Consider the following 17,255-nt stretch of genomic DNA (forward strand, 5'->3'; position numbering starts at 1 on the left):
AGAGATCTGCTACTTGACGTCGAGCAGATCGATGACGAAGACGAGCGTCTTGCCGGACAGACGGTGACCTGCGCCGGCGGGGCCGTATGCGAGCTCCGGCGGGATGGTGAGCTGGCGGCGTCCGCCGACCTTCATCCCGGGGATGCCGTCCTGCCAGCCCTGAATGAGGCCTCGGAGCGGGAACTGGATGGACTCGCCGCGGTTCCAGGACGAGTCGAACTCCTCGCCGGTGTCGAACTCGACGCCGACGTAGTGCACCTCTACGTTTCCGCCCGGTACTGCCTCTGCGCCGTCACCTTCGACGAGGTCGACCGTCACCAGATCCAACGGTGCCGGTCCGGCTTGAAATTCGATCACTGGCTTCGTCACTGAAGTCTCCTGCGGTTGTGCCGGCCCGCCGACGCCGACTGCGGTGTTCTGGGCATGGTCGGCACCGATTTTACGTCGTCACGGTCAGCCGATCGGAGCTGGCATCAACATCGTCTTGTATTCGCAGGTCAGCGTATTGCCGGTTGCGGGGTCGGCCATCTCGACCTTCCAGGTGTCGGCGAACTGGTTCACACCGGGGTGCATCGAGATGGTGCCGGAGATCAACACGGTTCCACGGGTGAACAGTCCACGGTCGGCGAGCACGTCGAGCCAGTAGTGCGGAGCGAGAAGATCACCGAGTGTTCCGGTCTGAATTGCGACGCCGTCCGCCCACGCGGTCAAGGTGATCTCGTCCAGCCGATCGGCGACCTCCGACAGACGCCACGCGCCGGTGCCGAGCACATCGGGAGCCGCGTTCTTGCTCCACGCGACACTGTGCACCTCCAGGTCACGGTCGGTGTGATCGCAGGCGACCGTCAGCAGCACGTCGTCGATCGTGTCGCCCAGGATCACCAGCGCCCACTCGGCCTCGCCCGACGTACGGCCGTGCTGGACGGCAACGGCGTCCGTCTGCTGCGCCAGGTACGGCGAAATGGGATACAGCGCCGGGGTCACCGTCGGAGCCGGAACGCCCAGTTCGGCCAGCTCCGCGATGTGCGACGCCACCTCCTCCTGGTTGCGTCCGGCGTACCCGGCGTTGAGCAACGCGTTCACCTCGACCGATTCGGAGGTGCCGTCGGGCAGCGTGAATGTGAGCATCAGTAAGGACCCTCTCCTCGTAAATTTTCTGTTTCCGATGCGCACAAAGGCTTGCGCATACGTCTTGTATACAGCAAGTATGGAGCACGTACAACGGATAGAGTGATCCCAGGCACACGAAGGAGTCGTCATGACCGAACCTGTTTCGGTAGATAGAAAAGGCCTGGCCAAGGCCTTTGCGGCCAGCCTCACCGGAACGGCATTGGAGTGGTACGACTTCGCGGTCTACTCGGCCGCCGCAGCTCTGGTGCTTCCGCTGGTCTTCTTCCCGGACAGCGACCCACTGACCGGGACTCTGCTGGCTTTCTCGACATACGCGGTCGGGTACGTCGCCCGTCCGGTCGGAGGGTTCGTCTTCGGCCGGCTCGGCGACGTCATCGGACGAAAACAGCTCCTCGTCATCACCCTGATGTTGATCGGCGTCACGACCTTCGCCATCGGTCTGATCCCCGGATACGACTCCATCGGCATCGCGGCACCGATCATTCTCGTCACGATGCGCTTCTGTCAGGGCGTTGCCGTCGGCGGCGAATGGGGCGGAGCCGTTCTCCTGTCGAGCGAATACGGCGATCCCCGCAAACGCGGATTCTGGTCTTCCGCAGCACAGATCGGACCACCCGCGGGCAACCTGCTCGCCAACGGTGCACTTGCCGTTCTGACGCTGACATTGACCGACCAGCAGTTCGAGTCCTGGGGATGGCGCGTGGCGTTCCTGTTCTCCGCGGTACTCGTCGGATTCGGTCTGTGGATCCGGTTGAAGCTCGAGGACACCCCGGTGTTCAAGGCGCTGCAGGAAAGCGGCGAACGTTCCGAGGCACCGATCAGCGAAGTGTTCAAGACCGAACTGCGACCCCTGGTGGCAGGCATCATGTCTCGTGTCGCGCCGGACGTCATCTACGCACTGTTCACCGTCTTCTCGATCACCTACGGCACACAGAAGTTGGGCTTCGAGCGCAGTGAGGTACTGACCGCCATTCTGATCGGGTCGGCATGCCAACTCGGCCTGATCCCGCTCGCCGGAGCAGTGTCCGACCGCATCAACCGACGCCTCGTCTACGGCGTCGCAGCCGTGGGCGGTGTCGCGTGGAGTGCGATCTTCTTCCTCGTCATCGGCGGAGGATCGCTACCGCTGCTGATCCTGGGTGTGGTGGTGGGCCTGGCGTTCCACTCGTTCATGTACGGGCCACAGGCAGCATTCGTCACCGAGCAGTTCAGCGTTCGATTGCGCTCGACCGGCAGCTCGTTGGCGTACACGATCGCCGGTGTCTTCGGTGGTGCGATGGCTCCGCTGATCTTCGTCTACCTGTTGGACAAGACGGACAGCTGGGTGCCGATCGCCGGGTACATCGTCGTTGTCGGCGCCGTGACACTCGTCGGCCTCGCCCTCGGACGCAACCCGGACCCCACCGAGGACGAGCACTACGTGCTGCTGGGCCAGCAGCACGAAAATGCTACGCGCGCAACAGAGTCTGAAGCGTGACCTCGAGGTGAGCGTCGATCTTCTCGTGCACCAGGCCCTCGTCGCCGGCACTCAGTGCGTCGATGATGGCCTGGTGCTCGGCGCACACTCGGTGTTGCCGGTTGGCGGCGGTGAACAACGCACTCAAGCCCACTCGGAGCTGACGCGCCCGCAAACCGGCATACGTGCGCGAGAGCAGATCACTGCCCGCCGAATCGATCAAACTCTGATGGAACGTCCCGTCCCAGTCGATGAATTCCTTGGGAGCGTCGGTGCTGTCGGAATTCATCAGCAGCTCCTGCTGATGCAACGCATGCTGCATCGCCGCGATCGGAGCGTCACCGGCACGCAGCGCCCGCGACGCCGCGTGCCGTTCCAGAACGCCTCGCAGATCCATCAATTCGGCGATCTGCCGTCCGGACATCGCCGGCACATGAGCACCGCGCTTGGGCACCATCTCGACCAGACCCTCGGACTGCAGCATCAGCAACGCCTCACGGACCGGCGTGCGCGATACGCCGATTCGAGTCGCAAGTTCCTGTTCGTTCAGAAAAGTGCCGGTGGCGGCCGGTGACGACAACACCTGATCACGGACGAACTGGTACGCCTTGTCCCTCCCCGACAGTGGTTGCATACGATATGTATACCTGTCTTCCCCCGACGAAACCAGGAGTCACACCGTGAGCTCGACTATCCGCATCAGCCTGGCCCAGATCACCAGTGGCGAAAACCCCACCGAGAACCTCGAACTCATCGAGACCCACACCCGCGCCGCGGCGCACGCAGGCTCGGACCTCGTCGTGTTCCCGGAGGCGATGATGCGCTGCTTCGGCGGACCCATCCGAAAGTTCGCGCAGCCACTGGACGGCGAATGGGCACAGACCGTTCGTCGGATCGCGTCCGACGCCGGCATCACCGTCGTCGCCGGAATGTTCACTCCCGCGCCCGACGACAGAGTGACCAACACACTGCTCGTCACCGGCCCGGGCGTCGAGGCGAGCTACGACAAGATTCATCTGTTCGACGCGTTCGGATTCGCCGAATCCGATACCGTCGCACCGGGTTCCGACCCGCTCGTGCTCGACATCGCGGGAGTCCGCGTCGGCTTCGCGACCTGCTACGACATTCGCTTCCCTGCCCTGTTCCAGAAACTCGGCGACCTCGGTGCCGAACTCGTCGTGGTACCGGCGTCCTGGGGATCGGGTGACGGCAAAGTGGAGCAGTGGACCCTGCTCGCCCGCGCACGCGCCCTGGACTCGACCACTTTCATCGCGGCCTGCGATCAAGCCGAACCTGCTGCCGCCGAAGGCAATGCCCCACTGGGCGTCGGCCACAGCATCGTCTGCTCCCCCACCGGCGAGATCCTCGGCCAACTCGACGCGACACCCGGCATGCTGACGATCGACATCCATACCGAGCTGGTCGACGCCGTGCGCAAGAACCTGCCAGTGCTGAAGAACCGCAAGCACTTCGACGCCTGAGCGCGCCGCGAACTCGAAGTTATGGACGAATTCTGGCCCAAATCCGTCCATAACCTCGAGTTCAGCGAGGATCTGCGCGCCTGGACCAGAACTCGTCGACCACCTCGGCCAATCGATCCGGCTGCTCCAACGCCGGTATCACCCGCGCGCCGCTGACGGTGGCCTCGCGCGCATCGACCATCGTGGCGACCACGGCGCGGGCCTCCTCCGGCGTCCATTCACCACGATCGTCGGTGGTGACGAACAGCGTCGGACACGTCAAGGCCTGTGCAGCCCAATTCAAGTCCGTTCGATTCAGAATCGCCGTTTTGATGGCCAGGATGGTCGCCCGACGGCCCGCCCGCCCGATTGTGTCGCGCAGCAACTGCACCGCCTCGGGGTCGTGAGCTCGGGAATGATCGGTGAAAATGGTTTCCTCGATGGCCGATCGCACCGGGCCACGAAGCCCGACAAGGCGATACAGCGGCAGCAGCATGCGGACCTTGCGACGCAACGCCTCGTCGATGGGATGCGTCGGCGCACTGATCGCAACGAGGGTCGAGATCAGATCCGGTCGTCGCGCGGCTACCTCCATACCGACATGACCACCCCAGGCATTTCCGACCCAATCGACGCTGCCGAATCCCCATCGGCGCTGCATCTCTTCGAGTAGTTCGACAGCGGCATCGGCACACGCCGAGATATCGGCGGCTTCGCTCAACGGGTCGCTCGAACCACAGGATGGGGCGTCGACCAGGTGCACAGTCCGAGTTGCAGCCAGCTCCGACAGGACGCGATCCCAGCTCGAGGAGTCGACGAACATGCTGTGCCACAGCACAACCGGCGGTCCCGTGCCCGTCACTCGGACGGTTAACCGACCGAGTCGAGTAGGAAAGTGGTATTCGTTCATATCTAACATTACACAGCGTAATCTCAATTATGTCTAGACTGCATCTCATGGCCAGGACTTACTCGTCGGACCTGCGCACCGAGCGCGCTCGACTCAACCGCGCCGCAGTGATCGACGCCGCACATGCGATGTTCTTGAGTCGAGGATGGGTCGCCACCACCATGGCCAACGTCGCGTCGGAGGCCGGTCTGACCCGGCAGACCGTCTACCAACAATTCGACGGCAAGCTCGCGTTACTGGACGGATGCATCGACAGTGCGCTCTCGAACGGCCTGGACTCGCCCGTCCGCCAGTTGCCGGACTACGAGAAGATGGGCACCGGAACGTTCGAGGAACGACTCGTCGCCGGCGCGGCGTGGCTCCGCGGGGCACATGAGCGATCCGCGGCCATACAACACGTGCTGGACGAGGCCGCAGTAGTGGATCCAGTTGCTGCGCAGCGGCTCTCGGTCCGAGAGAAAACGCGATGGGACGAGAACCGTTGGGCAGCAGGGCTGATTCTCGACGGTCCTCCGCCGGACATCGTCGTCGACGCCATGTGGTTGCTCACGGCTCGCTCGGTGTGGCTGAGATTGACCCGCGAGCGCGGATGGACCTCCGAGCAATGGGAGCAGTGGTTCATCGCACACGCTCGGACAGAATTGCGGCCGCGAACTCGAAGTTAGGGACGAATTCCGGCCGAATCTCGTCCATAACTTCGAGTTCGCCGGGACACCAAGCCCCGTCACGCGCCGAGTTCGCAGTTGTGTCGACGAAACAGCCCATATCGCCTGCGTAACTGCGAACTCGGCGGGATACGCAGGCCGACAACGACAACGCCGCCGGCTCCCGAGGGAGTCGGCGGCGTTGTCGTGCAGCAAGAACTAGCGGGAGCTGACGTCCTGGTAGTCGCGCTCGGTGTAGCCGGTGTAGATCTGGCGCGGACGGCCGATCTTGCCCGTGGTGTCCTCGTTCTGCTCGCGCCAGTGCGCGATCCAGCCCGGGAGACGGCCCATCGCGAACAACACCGTGAACATGCGCGGCGGGAAGCCCATCGCGCGGTAGATCAGGCCGGTGTAGAAGTCGACGTTGGGGTACAGCTTGCGCTCGACGAAGTAGTCGTCGGTGAGCGCGGTCTCTTCGAGCTTGAGTGCAATCTCGAGCAGTTCGTCGCCGTTGCCCAGCTTGCCCAGGATCGTGTGTGCGGTTTCCTTGACCAGCGTCGCGCGCGGATCGAAGTTCTTGTACACCCGGTGTCCGAAGCCCATGAGCTTGACGCCGTCTTCCTTGTTCTTCACCCGACGCAGGAAGTCCGTGGCGTCGCCGCCCTCGGCCTTGATCTTGTCGAGCATCTCGAGCACGGCCTGGTTGGCACCGCCGTGCAGCGGGCCCCACAGCGCGTTGATGCCGCCGGAGATCGAGGTGAAGAGGTTGGCCTGCGAGGATCCGACGAGGCGGACCGTCGACGTGGAGCAGTTCTGCTCGTGGTCGGCGTGCAGGATGAGCAGCATGTCGAGTGCCTTGACGATCTCGGGATCGACCTCGTACGGCTCGGCGGGGAAGCCGAACGTCATGCGCAGGAAGTTCTCGACCAGGCTCTTCGAGTTGTCCGGGTAGAGGAACGGCTGACCGACCGACTTCTTGTAGGCGTATGCCGCGATGGTCGGCAGCTTGGCCAGCAGACGGATGGTGGAGAGCTCGACCTGCTCGGGATCGTTGGGCTCGAGCGAATCCTGGTAGTACGCCGACAGTGCGTTGACCGCGCTCGACAGCACCGGCATCGGGTGGGCGTTGCGCGGGAAGCCGTCGAAGAAACGCTTGAGGTCCTCGTGCAGCAACGTGTGGCGACGGATGCGGTCGGTGAACGTCTCGAGCTCGTCCTCGGACGGCAGCTCCCCGTAGATCAACAGGTAGCTGACCTCGATGAACGACGACTTGCCCGCAAGCTGTTCGATCGGGTACCCGCGGTAGCGCAGGATCCCCGCGTCACCGTCGATGTACGTGATGGCCGACTTGGTGGACGCGGTGTTGACGAACCCGCCGTCCAACGTCGTGTAGCCGGTGGTCGCCAGCAGCTTTCCCAGCTCGATACCGTTGTTGCCTTCACTGGCCTCGGCAATCGACATGGAATATTCGCCACCGGGGTAGGTGAGGGTGGCTTTGGCATCATTCTCAGCGGGCACGAATGGTCCCTCTCGAACTCGTGTAACGGACACGTACTTAAAACGGACAGTTCTAACGTCGCTAGTGAAACTAGTCTCTCGGTGCCTCGGACGCCCAGGGAGGGTCGGCACCGGGTCGTGAAACCGTGATCGCGGCTGCCGTGGCAGCGAACGAAAGAGCTTGCCGCCAATCCTCCCCGGTCATCTCCTGTACCGCTTTCGATGTGATAATGGTCTCTTTTTCCAGGTAGCTCAACAGTGCGCCGTGCACGGTGTCACCAGCGCCGATCGTGTCGACGACGTCGACGGCAACGCCCGGTACCGACACCTCCTCGGCTGCTGTCACTCCCGTGGCCGTCGTCTCCCCGGACGCGGTGAACACCGAGATACCGTCCCCGCCGCGGGTCATCACCACCGCGGTCACACCAGCGGCGAGCCAGTCGTCGACGGTGGTGCCCTGCGTGCCCAGCCCCAGCCAGTACGAGTCGTCCTCGGACACCTTGAGAATGTCGATGCTCGGCAACCACGAGCGAAAGCGGTCGCGAAATCCGTCGGCGGTGATGTCGCCGCTGGTGCTGTCGATGGCGGCCGGGCGAATGTTGGGGTCGAGCATCGTCAGCTTGCCCGCCGCCCGAGCTCGATGCAGCAATTCGGCGTACACCGACGCGCCGGGCTCGTACAGCAACGACAACGTGCCGAAGGACAGAACGCTGATCTCGTCGGGCAGATCACCGGGATCGGCGACGAGTCGATCGGCCGTGCCATCGGCGTAGAACGAGTACTCGGCGCTGCCGTCCTCGGCGAGGGTCGTCATCGCCAACGTCGTCGGCTCGTCACCGCGCTGCACCCACGAGATGTCGACACCGGCATCGCGCAGACTCGCCAGGATCTGCTCGCCGAACGAGTCGCGAGAGATGCGGGAGAGATAGGCAACCGGCGACCCCAACCGGCCGATCGAGATGGCGACGTTGAACGGCCCGCCGCCGAGTTTCGGTGAGAGCAGCGGCCCCTCGTGCACCGGCACCAGATCCACCAATGCTTCGCCGCACACCAGAATCGTCACTTCTCGTACTCCATTCCCCAGCTGCCGGACCAGGTTTGCCCCGGGTCGAGCACGATCAGATCGATCTCGGAATTCAACGCGTCGGGCGGGCAGGTCATCGGTTCGATCGCCAACGCACGTCCCCGGTCCGGGTACGCCTGATCGTTGGCGGGATCGGCGGTGAACACCTGCACCCACCCGAAGTTGCTGTCGGTCCACAGCACCGTCGCGGTGCCGTCGGGGCCACGCAGTGTGTGCTTCGCGCGTCCGTCTACATCCGGCACCGAGGCACTGAACGGGGTGTCGAGCTGCACGCCCTCGAGGTTCCGAGGCTGCCGAAAGTCGTACTCGGTATCGGCCGTCGGCACCGAAAGCCCTACGGGCAGATTGCGTACCGGATCGAGCGGCAGCCGCGTACCCGCGGACAGTTCGAGCGTGCATTCGTCGAGGGGTACGTCCCCCACACGCACGTAGGTATGGAATCCCATTCCGTACGGCGCAGCCGATTCGCCCGTGTTCGTCGCCGACGCGGTCACCGTCAGACCGTCGTCGGACAGCTCGTGTGCCACCGTCAATCGCAACGAGAACGGCCAACCCTCGTGCGTGCCGATGTCCACGCTCTGCTCGACGCGAGACTCGGTGTGCTCGTCGAGAGTCCACTCCACCCGTCGGACGAAACCGTGGCTCGCGTTGTTGCGGGCCGGTTCGGTGATCTCCAACCGATGTTCGACGCCTTCGAACGTGAACGTTCCGTCGGCCGTTCGATTGGGCCACGGGGCCAACACCAGTCCCGCCGACAGCGGCGGCTTGGTGCCCGCCTCCCACGTTTCGGTGAGCGGTGAGCCGTCGTACTCGAGGACCCGCAGGCCCGCTCCGACAGCAGCGACGTCGGCGCGATACTTGCCGCTCGTCAACGAATACGTCTGCGCCTCAGCTGTGGGAGCCATGCGAGCCATTGTCCACGACGGTGTCGTCCACCGTCTTGCTACCGACGATTGCGCCGACCCGGTAGCGAATGAATGCCGGTAGCGCGAGGGCTGCGATCGAGACACCGATGACCACCAGCACACCACCTCCTGCGGCGGCCGCGGCCGTCCCCACCGAGGCCGCTGCCGCGCCGTGCAGAACATCGCCGATCCGGGGCCCTCCCGCGACGACGACGATGAAGACGCCTTGCAGTCGGCCGCGCATCTCGTCGGTCGCCACCGTCTGCAGCATCGTGCTGCGGAACGCCGCCGAGATCATGTCGGCACCGCCACCGAGCGCCAGAAACGCCAGTGCGAACCACAGGGCAACCGTCGTCGCTCCGTCGGTCGCCGCACCGACGGCGAGCCCGAATCCGATCATCGCCACGCCCCAGACGACGATGCAGATCAACACCGCAAGGCCTTGACGCCGCACGCGCGGTAGCCAACCGGAGAACACTCCACCGAGCACCGCTCCCGCGGACATCGCCGCGAACAGCATGCCCAGCACCGGCCCACCCGAGGCCGGGTCCCCGAAACTGTCGTGGGCGATCTGCGGGAACAGCGCCCGAGGCATCCCGAACACCATGGCGATGATGTCGACGACGAACGACGCCAGCAGCACCTTCTGGGTAGCGAGGTACGCGAAACCCTCGAACACCGAACGTAATCCGGCGCGTTGACCGGACTTGGCCGGCGGAATGCCCGGCAGCCTGATCACCGCCCACAGCGTGGCGAACAGTGCGATGGTGTCGATCAGGTAGAGCGTCTCCAGTCCGATGTAGTAGATGAGGATGCCTGCACTGAGCGGACCGGCGATGGCACCGAAGTTCATCACCGTCATGTTCAGAGAGTTCGCGGCGGGCAACTGCCCCGCGGGCAGGATTCGCGGCAGTATCGCACTGCGGGTCGGCTGATTGACGGCGAAGAAGGCCTGCTGAACTGCCAACAGCACCAACACGATCCACACGTTGTTCAGTTGCAGGAACGCCTGCAACCAGAACAGTGCCGACGTTCCGATCAGGCCGAACGTGGTGATCATCAACAAGGTTCGGCGGTCCATCACGTCGGCCAGGGCCCCGCCCCACAGCCCGAACACGATGAGGGGCACCAGAGCGAACACGCCCGTCAAGCCGACGTAGGCCGAGCTCAGGGTGATCTGATAAACCTGTTGCGGCACAGCGACGATCGAAAGCTGCGCGCCGATGACGGTGACGATGTTCGCCAGCCACAGGCGGCGATATGCGGGAGTCTTCAGCGGGGTCGTGTCGGCCAGGATGCCGCGCAGCCCGCTCACGGTTGCAGTCGCTCGATCACACCGCTCGCCGGCATCACTCGAATTCTGTTGTGCATCCGGCTGGTTCGACCCTGCCAGAATTCGACGATCTCCGGTTCGACGCGGACGCCGCCCCAATTCGGCGGTACCGGCACCTCGCGCCCGTCGAACGTCGCGGTGACCTCGGCCAGTTGCGCGGCGAGAGCGTCACGAGACACGACGGTTCGCGATTGCTCGGACGCCCATGCGCCCAGCTGCGAGCCGCGCGGTCGCGTCCGCCAGTACGCCTCGGTGGTGTCGCGGTCGACTCTGGTGACCGGTCCGCGGACGGTGAGCTGACGGGCGATGCCGATCCACGGAAAGGTGATGGACGCGTACGGCGTCGACGCCAATGCGCGGCCCTTGTCCGAGTCGTAGTTGGTGTAGAACACCACGCCCTCGGCGTCGAGGTCCTTGCACAGGACGGTGCGGGTCGCGGGCCTACCGGCAGCGTCGACCGTGCCGAGCACGATCGCGTTGGGCTCGGGCAGATTCGCGGCAACGGCGTCCGAGAGCCACTGCCGGGCCAGTGGCAACCAGCCGTCGCTCAGGGCGTCGACGTCGAGATCCTTGGGCTCGCCGTAGTCCACTCGCATGGTGGCCAGGCGCTGTTCGTCTGCAGACACGAACCCAAACGCTACTCCCGCGTAAAAGCTCGCTATGGTTTCCGCAAGCACGCCCGGATGCGGCGCAGAGCCGGGCGCAGTCGCGACGAGGGAGTCCACAGACCATGGCTGTTCAACACGTTCCCGAAGATTTCGTTCCCGGTCTCGAAGGTGTGGTCGCCTTCACCTCCGACATCGCCGAGCCCGACAAGGACGGCGGCGCACTGCGTTACCGCGGAGTCGACATCGAGGAACTGGTTGCACAGGGCGTCACCTTCGGCGATGTGTGGGCGCTGTTGGTCGACGGGGAATTCGGCCGCGGCCTGCCACCGGCCGAGCCGTTCCCCCTGCCCATCCACACCGGTGACGTCCGCGTCGACGTGCAAGCAGGCCTGGCGATGCTCGCTCCGATCTGGGGGTATCAGCCGGTACTCGACATCGACGACAGCACCGCCCGCGACAACCTGGCCCGCGCCTCGGTGATGGCGCTGTCCTACGTCGCGCAGTCCGCTCGCGGCATCTACCAGCCCGCTGTGCCCCAGAGCCGCATCGATCAGGCGGCCACCGTGACCGAGCGCTTCATGGTCCGCTGGAAGGGCGAGCCCGACCCCGCCCACGTCGCCGCCATCGACGCCTACTGGGTCTCCGCCGCCGAACACGGCATGAATGCGTCGACGTTCACCGCCCGAGTCATCGCCTCCACCGGAGCCGACGTCGCAGCATGTCTCTCCGGAGCCATCGGCGCGATGTCCGGCCCACTGCACGGCGGCGCGCCGGCCCGCGTACTGCCCATGATCGAAGAAGTCGAGAAGACCGGCGACGCCCGCGCGCTGATCACCGGAATCCTCGACCGCAAGGAAAAGCTCATGGGCTTCGGGCACCGCGTCTACCGCGCCGAGGACCCCCGAGCCCGCGTCCTGCGCGCCACCGCCAAGCGCCTGAACGCTCCGCGCTACGAGGTTGCCGCCGCGCTCGAACAAGCCGCGTTGACGGAACTGCGCGAACGCCGCCCCGATCGTGCCATCGAGACCAACGTCGAGTTCTGGGCCGCCGTGATCCTCGACTTCGCCGAGGTACCCGCGCACATGATGCCCGCAATGTTCACCTGCGGGCGTACCGCCGGCTGGTGCGCCCACATTCTCGAGCAGAAACGCCTGGGCAAGTTGGTGCGCCCGGCAGCCCTCTACACCGGCCCCGAACCGCGCACCCCCGACTCCGTCGACGGCTGGGACCTGATCCGGTAGTCGACGGTGTCATGACACCCGACTAGCCTGTGGAGGCCATATTCCATCGACGCTAGGACGCGCTACTCCATGGCCGATTTGCCGATCATTCCCGCCGATCTTCTTCCCGCCGACGGACGCTTCGGTTGCGGCCCGTCCAAGGTTCGCCCCGAGCAGCTGCAGTCCCTGGTCGACGTCGGTGCGTCCGTGTTCGGCACCAGCCACCGCCAGAAGCCCGTCAAGGACGTCGTCGGACGTGTACGCAGTGGTCTGAAAGACCTGTTCTCGCTCCCCGAGGGCTACGAGGTCGTGCTCGGCAACGGTGGTACCACCGCGTTCTGGGATGCCGCTGCGTTCGGCCTCATCCGGGAGAAGTCGCTGCACCTGACCAACGGTGAGTTCAGCTCGAAGTTCGCCTCGGTGGCCAAGAACAACCCGTTCATCGGCGATCCGATCGTCGTCAAGGCAGAGCCCGGCAGCGCGCCCGAGCCCACGTCGGATCCGTCCGTGGACCTCATCGGTTGGGCCCACAACGAGACCTCGACGGGCGTGGCCATCCCGGTCAGCCGTCCGGCCGGCTCGGAGAACGCCCTCATCGCGATCGACGCCACCTCCGGTGCCGGCGGACTGCCGGTGAACGTCGCCGATTCCGACGTCTACTACTTCGCTCCGCAGAAATGCTTCGCCGCCGACGGCGGCCTGTGGGTCGCGCTGATGAGCCCGGCCGCTCTCGCCCGCGTCGACGAGATCGCCTCCAGTGGCCGGTGGGTTCCGGACTTCCTGTCGTTGCCGATCGCCGTCGACAACAGCAGCAAGGACCAGACCTACAACACCCCCGCAGTGGCGACGCTTCTGCTCTTCGCAGACCAGATCGAGTGGCTCAACAGCAAGGGCGGCCTGGATTGGGCCACGAAGCGGACTGCGGACTCGTCCTCACGCTTGTACGACTGGGCCGAGAACAGTGACTTCGCAACGCCGTTCGTGACGAACCCGGATCACCGCAGCCAGGTCGTCGGAACCATCGATTTCGACGAGAAGGTCGACGCAGCCCAGGTTGCGAAGATCCTGCGCGCCAACGGCGTCGTCGACACCGAGCCGTACCGCAAGCTCGGTCGCAACCAGCTGCGTGTCGGAATGTTCCCGGCCATCGAGCCGGACGACATCACCGCACTGACCAAGAGCATCGACTGGGTCGTCTCCACGCTGAGCTAGTCGGCAGCCAACTCACAGCTACAGCGCTCCCTCCGAGGCCTACACTTGCTATCAATTACGCAAGCGTAACGACCTCGGAGGGAGCGTTCGTATGTCCAGGCTCCTGTCCGTCGTTCTACGACTGCGGGTGACGCTCGTGTTCTGCCTGCTCACAGCCGCAGGAACCGTCACTCTCGGGCAGATCGGGCCGCACGATCGTTGGCATGTGCTGCACGCCGCGAGCACCAACCTGCACAATCTCACCGACGGTCATCTCGCCACGCTCGTCACCAGCGCCTTCCTCACCGAAGGCCGGCCCGATTGGTGGTGGCTCGCCTCGGTCGCCATCCTGTTCGCCGTCGCCGAGTGGGTCTCGGGGTGGCGCCGGTTTCTGCTCACGTTCTCCGCCGGGCACATCGGCGCGACGGCACTGGTGGCTGTCGGGTTGTTCGTCGGCATCCACGTCGACTGGTTTGCCGACTCGTTGGCCGTAGCCGTCGACGTCGGGGTCAGTTATGCCGCAGCTGCGGTGGCGGGCTCCTTGATTCGATACCTGACGATGCCGTGGCGCGCAGTGTGGGGCGCATTGTGGATCGCCGTTGTCGCCGTCGGAGCCATCACCGATCCCTCGTTCACCGCTGCCGGCCACGCACTGGCGCTGACCATCGGGCTCGGACTCGGCGTATTCTTTCTTCGTCGAGATTCAATGCCGTTGTCGCGCAATCGAATCGACTCGACTTCGGCCGATCGGGTGCAACCGAGCGCGCAGCTGTCTACTCTCTGAGAAAGAAACCGACGCCACCGCCGCGAGGCGTGTCGGACACCCGCCGAATACGGTAGGTGAACTAGGCTCGAATTCGACGGTATCGCGAGCCGGCGCGATGAGGAGGTCAAGGTGCGAGACTTACGTGTGGTGGGTCTCGAGGCCGACGGAAAGTTCGTCGTGTGCGCAGATCCCAAAACCGGCGACAGATTCCGGCTTCCAGCCGACGACAAACTCCGCGCAGCCTCACGCGGAGACATCGCTCGACTAGGACAGATTGAGATCGAAATGGACAGCTTGCTCCGGCCGAAGGAAATCCAGGCCCGTATCCGCAGCGGCGCGACCATCGAACAGGTCGCCGCAGATTCCGGAATGGCCATCAGCCGAGTCGAGGTGTTCGCGCACCCCGTACTGCTCGAGCGTTCGCAGGCAGCGTCCATGGCCCAGGCCGGACATCCGCTGCGGCACGACGGCCCGGCTGTGCAGACCCTGCTCGACATCGTCACCCTCGCCTTCCGCGCGCGCGGACACAACCTCGACGACGCGGCGTGGGACGCCTGGCGCGACGAGGACAACAAGTGGGTCGCCCAGCTGAAGTGGCAGGCAGGGCGCACCACCAACAAAGCGCACTGGCAGTTCTTGCCCGACGGTCACGGCGGCACCATCGCTCCGCTCGACGACACCGCACGCGAACTGATCGACCCGGACTTCGGACGTCAACTCCGCGGCCTGGCCCCGGTACGTGCACTTGCCTCCGCCGAGGACTCCGACGACGAGACCTCGCAGCAGAGTTTCGACGAGTACTACGGCACCACCGCCGACAGCGAGATCGACGCCGAGACCATCGACGTCGAGGTGGACGATGCGCCGACTCCCGAGCCCGAGCAGCCACGCGAACCGGCGGCCAGGGAGCCCAGGCCCGCACCCAAGCCTGCCGCCGGTCACACCAGCGGCAAGGACAAGCGTGGCAAGCCGGCCATGCCATCGTGGGAAGACGTCCTGCTCGGTGTGCGCAGCAGCGGTCACAACTGAGTTCTTCGTGTGACCGATGTGCCGCGCGATGTCGGAGTGCCGACACCCACACCGTAGGCTTCGATGGAAGTCACGGAGAGAGAGGTGCCGGTAGTGGGGGCCAAAGCATCAACGATCTGGTACGTGGACGCACCGGATCCCATATCGGTACTGCGAGAAGCCACCACCTCCGACTGGAACGCCGCCAGTGCGCTCGTCGGACGGCTCTACCCCCATCTCACGGCCGTCCCCCTCGAGCAGGGACCCATCTCGACTTCGGCGGGTGTGGACGACGATCACGTGTTCATCGGGTGCTACCCCGGCGTCACCGTCGTCTGCGGATCCAACTTGTCGGTGCCCACGCCGTCGACCCTTCCCGAATCCGTCACCCGCCCACTGGCCTCCGAGCACACCTACCTCGTCGCCTCGGACCCCGAGCATGCCTGGGGTGCGTTCGCCTACTGGGAGCGCGGTGAGTTCCGACGCTCGTTCAGCGCCACCCCCGTCTACATCTACGAGGACGTGGGGCTGCCTCTGGTGTGGGAGCGTCCGTTCTGGGCCGGTGACCACCCGCTGATCTATCCGCCCGGAGTGATGCCGGATCCGCAGTCACTGCCGTTCCACCCCCAGGAATTCGCCGAAGCCGCCAACGCCGAATGGCTCGGCTTCCGCTACACCGGTGCCCCGAAGCCCGGCGAGCTCGACCCGAATGCGCTGCCTGTCTGCGGTTTCACCATGTACGTACCGGGCCAAGAGCCGCAGCCCCAGAACGTTCCGGTCCAGAATGCACCCGCAGCGGAATCGGCCGAGCCCGCACCGCGACCGAAGAAGCGCTGGTTCTCCCGCAAATAGTGGCTCGGGTGGGCACCGTTGCCCACAACGACCGGCAATCGACGGGATTCCGCCGATCGTCGCCGGTAGTGCGCAACCCTGCCCGGGCCGGCTCAGAACGCCAGAGCCGCCAGCGCAACGAAGCTCAGTACCGCCCCCGCGCTCGCTCCGTACACGGCCCAACGCCATACCGGAACGCCGAACCACCGCATTACCGTCGGGGCTGCGCCTGCCACGACGACGAGGTTGAGGCCGATCGCGAGCAGCGGATGAACTCTGGCCAGTTCCAGGCCGAACGCCGTCAGTGCCACCGCGACGAGGATTGCCGCGATCACGGCAACCGGGACACCGGTCCAGCGAACGTCCGGATCCTTCACGTCAGACGCACCCGTTCGTAGAAGCCCATCGCCGCGGCCGTCGCGACATTGAGTGAATCGGTACCGGGCGCCATCGGAATACGAGCGCGAATGTCGGTGGCGCGCATGGCGTGTTCGGTCAGACCCGGCCCCTCGGCACCGAGCAGCAACGCGACCTTCTCCCCCGTCATCGCCGTCGCCAGAGACACCGCCTCCGGGTTCGGCGTCAGCGAGATCAGCTGAAAACCGTGCCGCCGCACCCGATCGAGGCCACGAGGCCACTCGGGCACCTTCGCGAACGGCACTCGGAGCACATGCCCCATCGACACCCGGACAGACCGTCGGTACAGGGGATCGGCGCAGGCGGCCCCGAACAACACCGCGTCCACCCCGAGACCGGCCGCATTGCGGAACATCGACCCGAGATTCTCGTGATCGTTGACGCCTTCCAGAATCGCGACCGTGCTCGCGCCCGCCAGCACCTCGTCCAGATCGAGGGCCGGCGGCCTGTTCGCCGCCGCCAACACACCACGGTTGAGGTGGAAGCCGACGACCTCGGCCATCACCTCGGCCGACGTCCGATAGAACGGAACGTCCGAATCGGCGAGGTCCTCGCGCAACGCGTCGAGCCGTCGATCCACACCCAGCAGGCTGATCATCGGAAAACGCGAGCTCAGCAGGCGCTGCGCGACGAGCACGCCCTCCGCGATCACCAACCCTTTGCCCTCGGGTAGATCGGGGCGCCTGTCCGAGGAATTGAGGTCGCGGAAGTCGTCGAGCCGCGGGTCGAGGGGATCGTCGATGTCGATTACATGCACCACCTGCTCATCTTCTCACCCGGCATTTCTGGCAGTC

19 protein-coding genes are annotated in these 17,255 nt (G+C 65.1%); 8 read left to right on the forward strand and 11 right to left on the reverse strand.

Annotation, left to right across the window (positions count from 1 at the left end; translation table 11 throughout):
* Positions 1 to 9 precede the first annotated feature (9 nt).
* Together AB0P23_RS13920 and AB0P23_RS13925 are read right to left on the reverse strand one after the other, a co-directional pair.
* Positions 10 to 369 (reverse strand): FKBP-type peptidyl-prolyl cis-trans isomerase, encoded by a 360-nt coding sequence (locus AB0P23_RS13920; RefSeq protein WP_027495932.1) that lies wholly within the window; start codon positions 367 to 369, stop codon positions 10 to 12.
* An 84-nt stretch (positions 370 to 453) separates the two neighbouring features.
* Entirely contained in the window at positions 454 to 1,128 is a 675-nt protein-coding gene (locus AB0P23_RS13925; RefSeq protein WP_094666158.1) for a DUF2848 domain-containing protein, read from the reverse strand.
* A gap of 130 nt (positions 1,129 to 1,258) precedes the next feature.
* Between AB0P23_RS13925 and AB0P23_RS13930 the strand changes: the two genes are divergently transcribed.
* On the forward strand, positions 1,259 to 2,608 hold the full coding sequence (locus AB0P23_RS13930) for an MFS transporter (protein WP_032372947.1): 1,350 nt from the start codon (positions 1,259 to 1,261) through the stop codon (positions 2,606 to 2,608).
* Here AB0P23_RS13930 and AB0P23_RS13935 read toward each other — a convergent pair.
* On the reverse strand, positions 2,580 to 3,221 hold the full coding sequence (locus AB0P23_RS13935) for a GntR family transcriptional regulator (protein ID WP_032365894.1): 642 nt from the start codon (positions 3,219 to 3,221) through the stop codon (positions 2,580 to 2,582). The genes AB0P23_RS13930 and AB0P23_RS13935 overlap by 29 nt on opposite strands.
* A 46-nt stretch (positions 3,222 to 3,267) precedes the next feature.
* On the opposite strand from AB0P23_RS13935, the gene AB0P23_RS13940 reads away from it, so the two are divergent.
* Complete coding sequence (locus tag AB0P23_RS13940; RefSeq protein ID WP_027495928.1) at positions 3,268 to 4,068, forward strand: carbon-nitrogen hydrolase family protein; 801 nt, start codon at positions 3,268 to 3,270, stop codon at positions 4,066 to 4,068.
* 61 nt (positions 4,069 to 4,129) lie between these two features.
* Here the strand turns inward: AB0P23_RS13940 and AB0P23_RS13945 are convergent, their stop codons facing one another.
* Complete coding sequence (locus AB0P23_RS13945) at positions 4,130 to 4,966, reverse strand: alpha/beta hydrolase (protein WP_363797905.1); 837 nt, start codon at positions 4,964 to 4,966, stop codon at positions 4,130 to 4,132.
* A 38-nt stretch (positions 4,967 to 5,004) separates the two neighbouring features.
* Between AB0P23_RS13945 and AB0P23_RS13950 the strand changes: the two genes are divergently transcribed.
* Positions 5,005 to 5,622: a TetR/AcrR family transcriptional regulator gene (locus AB0P23_RS13950; protein WP_032372949.1), complete on the forward strand. Its 618-nt coding sequence runs from the start codon at positions 5,005 to 5,007 to the stop codon at positions 5,620 to 5,622.
* A gap of 198 nt (positions 5,623 to 5,820) precedes the next feature.
* Here AB0P23_RS13950 and AB0P23_RS13955 read toward each other — a convergent pair whose 3' ends face one another.
* The 5 genes from AB0P23_RS13955 to pdxH all read right to left on the reverse strand — a co-directional run bounded on the left by AB0P23_RS13955 (position 5,821) and on the right by pdxH (position 11,016).
* Positions 5,821 to 7,119 (reverse strand): citrate synthase, encoded by a 1,299-nt coding sequence (locus tag AB0P23_RS13955; protein ID WP_027495925.1) that lies wholly within the window; start codon positions 7,117 to 7,119, stop codon positions 5,821 to 5,823.
* A gap of 70 nt (positions 7,120 to 7,189) precedes the next feature.
* Positions 7,190 to 8,161, reverse strand: a complete 972-nt coding sequence (locus AB0P23_RS13960; protein WP_283550801.1) for a carbohydrate kinase — start codon at positions 8,159 to 8,161, stop codon at positions 7,190 to 7,192.
* The gene (locus AB0P23_RS13965) at positions 8,158 to 9,087 is read right to left on the reverse strand and encodes an aldose 1-epimerase family protein (protein ID WP_032385849.1); all 930 of its coding nucleotides are present in this window, start codon (positions 9,085 to 9,087) and stop codon (positions 8,158 to 8,160) included. Before AB0P23_RS13965 ends, AB0P23_RS13960 begins: the two co-directional genes overlap by 4 nt.
* The gene (locus AB0P23_RS13970; protein ID WP_052053171.1) at positions 9,071 to 10,393 is read right to left on the reverse strand and encodes an MFS transporter; all 1,323 of its coding nucleotides are present in this window, start codon (positions 10,391 to 10,393) and stop codon (positions 9,071 to 9,073) included. Before AB0P23_RS13970 ends, AB0P23_RS13965 begins: the two co-directional genes overlap by 17 nt.
* A 5-nt stretch (positions 10,394 to 10,398) precedes the next feature.
* A complete protein-coding gene (pdxH, locus tag AB0P23_RS13975; RefSeq protein ID WP_206498865.1) occupies positions 10,399 to 11,016 on the reverse strand; it encodes a pyridoxamine 5'-phosphate oxidase in 618 nt (205 codons plus the stop codon).
* Positions 11,017 to 11,150: 134 nt separating this feature from the next.
* On the opposite strand from pdxH, the gene AB0P23_RS13980 reads away from it, so the two are divergent.
* The 5 genes from AB0P23_RS13980 to AB0P23_RS14000 all read left to right on the forward strand — a co-directional run bounded on the left by AB0P23_RS13980 (position 11,151) and on the right by AB0P23_RS14000 (position 16,065).
* A complete protein-coding gene (locus AB0P23_RS13980; protein WP_027495921.1) occupies positions 11,151 to 12,269 on the forward strand; it encodes a citrate synthase 2 in 1,119 nt (372 codons plus the stop codon).
* 69 nt (positions 12,270 to 12,338) lie between these two features.
* Positions 12,339 to 13,460, forward strand: coding sequence for a phosphoserine transaminase (gene serC, locus AB0P23_RS13985; RefSeq protein WP_094650599.1), 1,122 nt, complete (start codon positions 12,339 to 12,341; stop codon positions 13,458 to 13,460).
* Between the two features lie 91 nt (positions 13,461 to 13,551).
* Positions 13,552 to 14,223 (forward strand): rhomboid-like protein, encoded by a 672-nt coding sequence (locus tag AB0P23_RS13990; RefSeq protein WP_283550802.1) that lies wholly within the window; start codon positions 13,552 to 13,554, stop codon positions 14,221 to 14,223.
* Positions 14,224 to 14,334: 111 nt separating this feature from the next.
* On the forward strand, positions 14,335 to 15,234 hold the full coding sequence (gene sepH, locus AB0P23_RS13995; RefSeq protein ID WP_032399886.1) for a septation protein SepH: 900 nt from the start codon (positions 14,335 to 14,337) through the stop codon (positions 15,232 to 15,234).
* Positions 15,235 to 15,297: 63 nt separating this feature from the next.
* The gene (locus AB0P23_RS14000; protein WP_206498742.1) at positions 15,298 to 16,065 is read left to right on the forward strand and encodes a hypothetical protein; all 768 of its coding nucleotides are present in this window, start codon (positions 15,298 to 15,300) and stop codon (positions 16,063 to 16,065) included.
* A gap of 92 nt (positions 16,066 to 16,157) precedes the next feature.
* Here the strand turns inward: AB0P23_RS14000 and AB0P23_RS14005 are convergent, their stop codons facing one another.
* Complete coding sequence (locus tag AB0P23_RS14005) at positions 16,158 to 16,421, reverse strand: DUF2537 domain-containing protein (protein WP_206498741.1); 264 nt, start codon at positions 16,419 to 16,421, stop codon at positions 16,158 to 16,160.
* Positions 16,418 to 17,221 carry an RNA methyltransferase gene (locus AB0P23_RS14010; RefSeq protein WP_032372954.1) on the reverse strand — a complete coding sequence of 268 codons (804 nt, stop codon included), beginning with the start codon at positions 17,219 to 17,221 and terminating at the stop codon, positions 16,418 to 16,420. Before AB0P23_RS14010 ends, AB0P23_RS14005 begins: the two co-directional genes overlap by 4 nt.
* Positions 17,222 to 17,255: the final 34 nt, after the last annotated feature.

The sequence above is a fragment of the Rhodococcus sp. NPDC077669 genome (genome assembly GCF_040686915.1).
GTDB lineage: Bacteria > Actinomycetota > Actinomycetes > Mycobacteriales > Mycobacteriaceae > Rhodococcoides > Rhodococcoides fascians.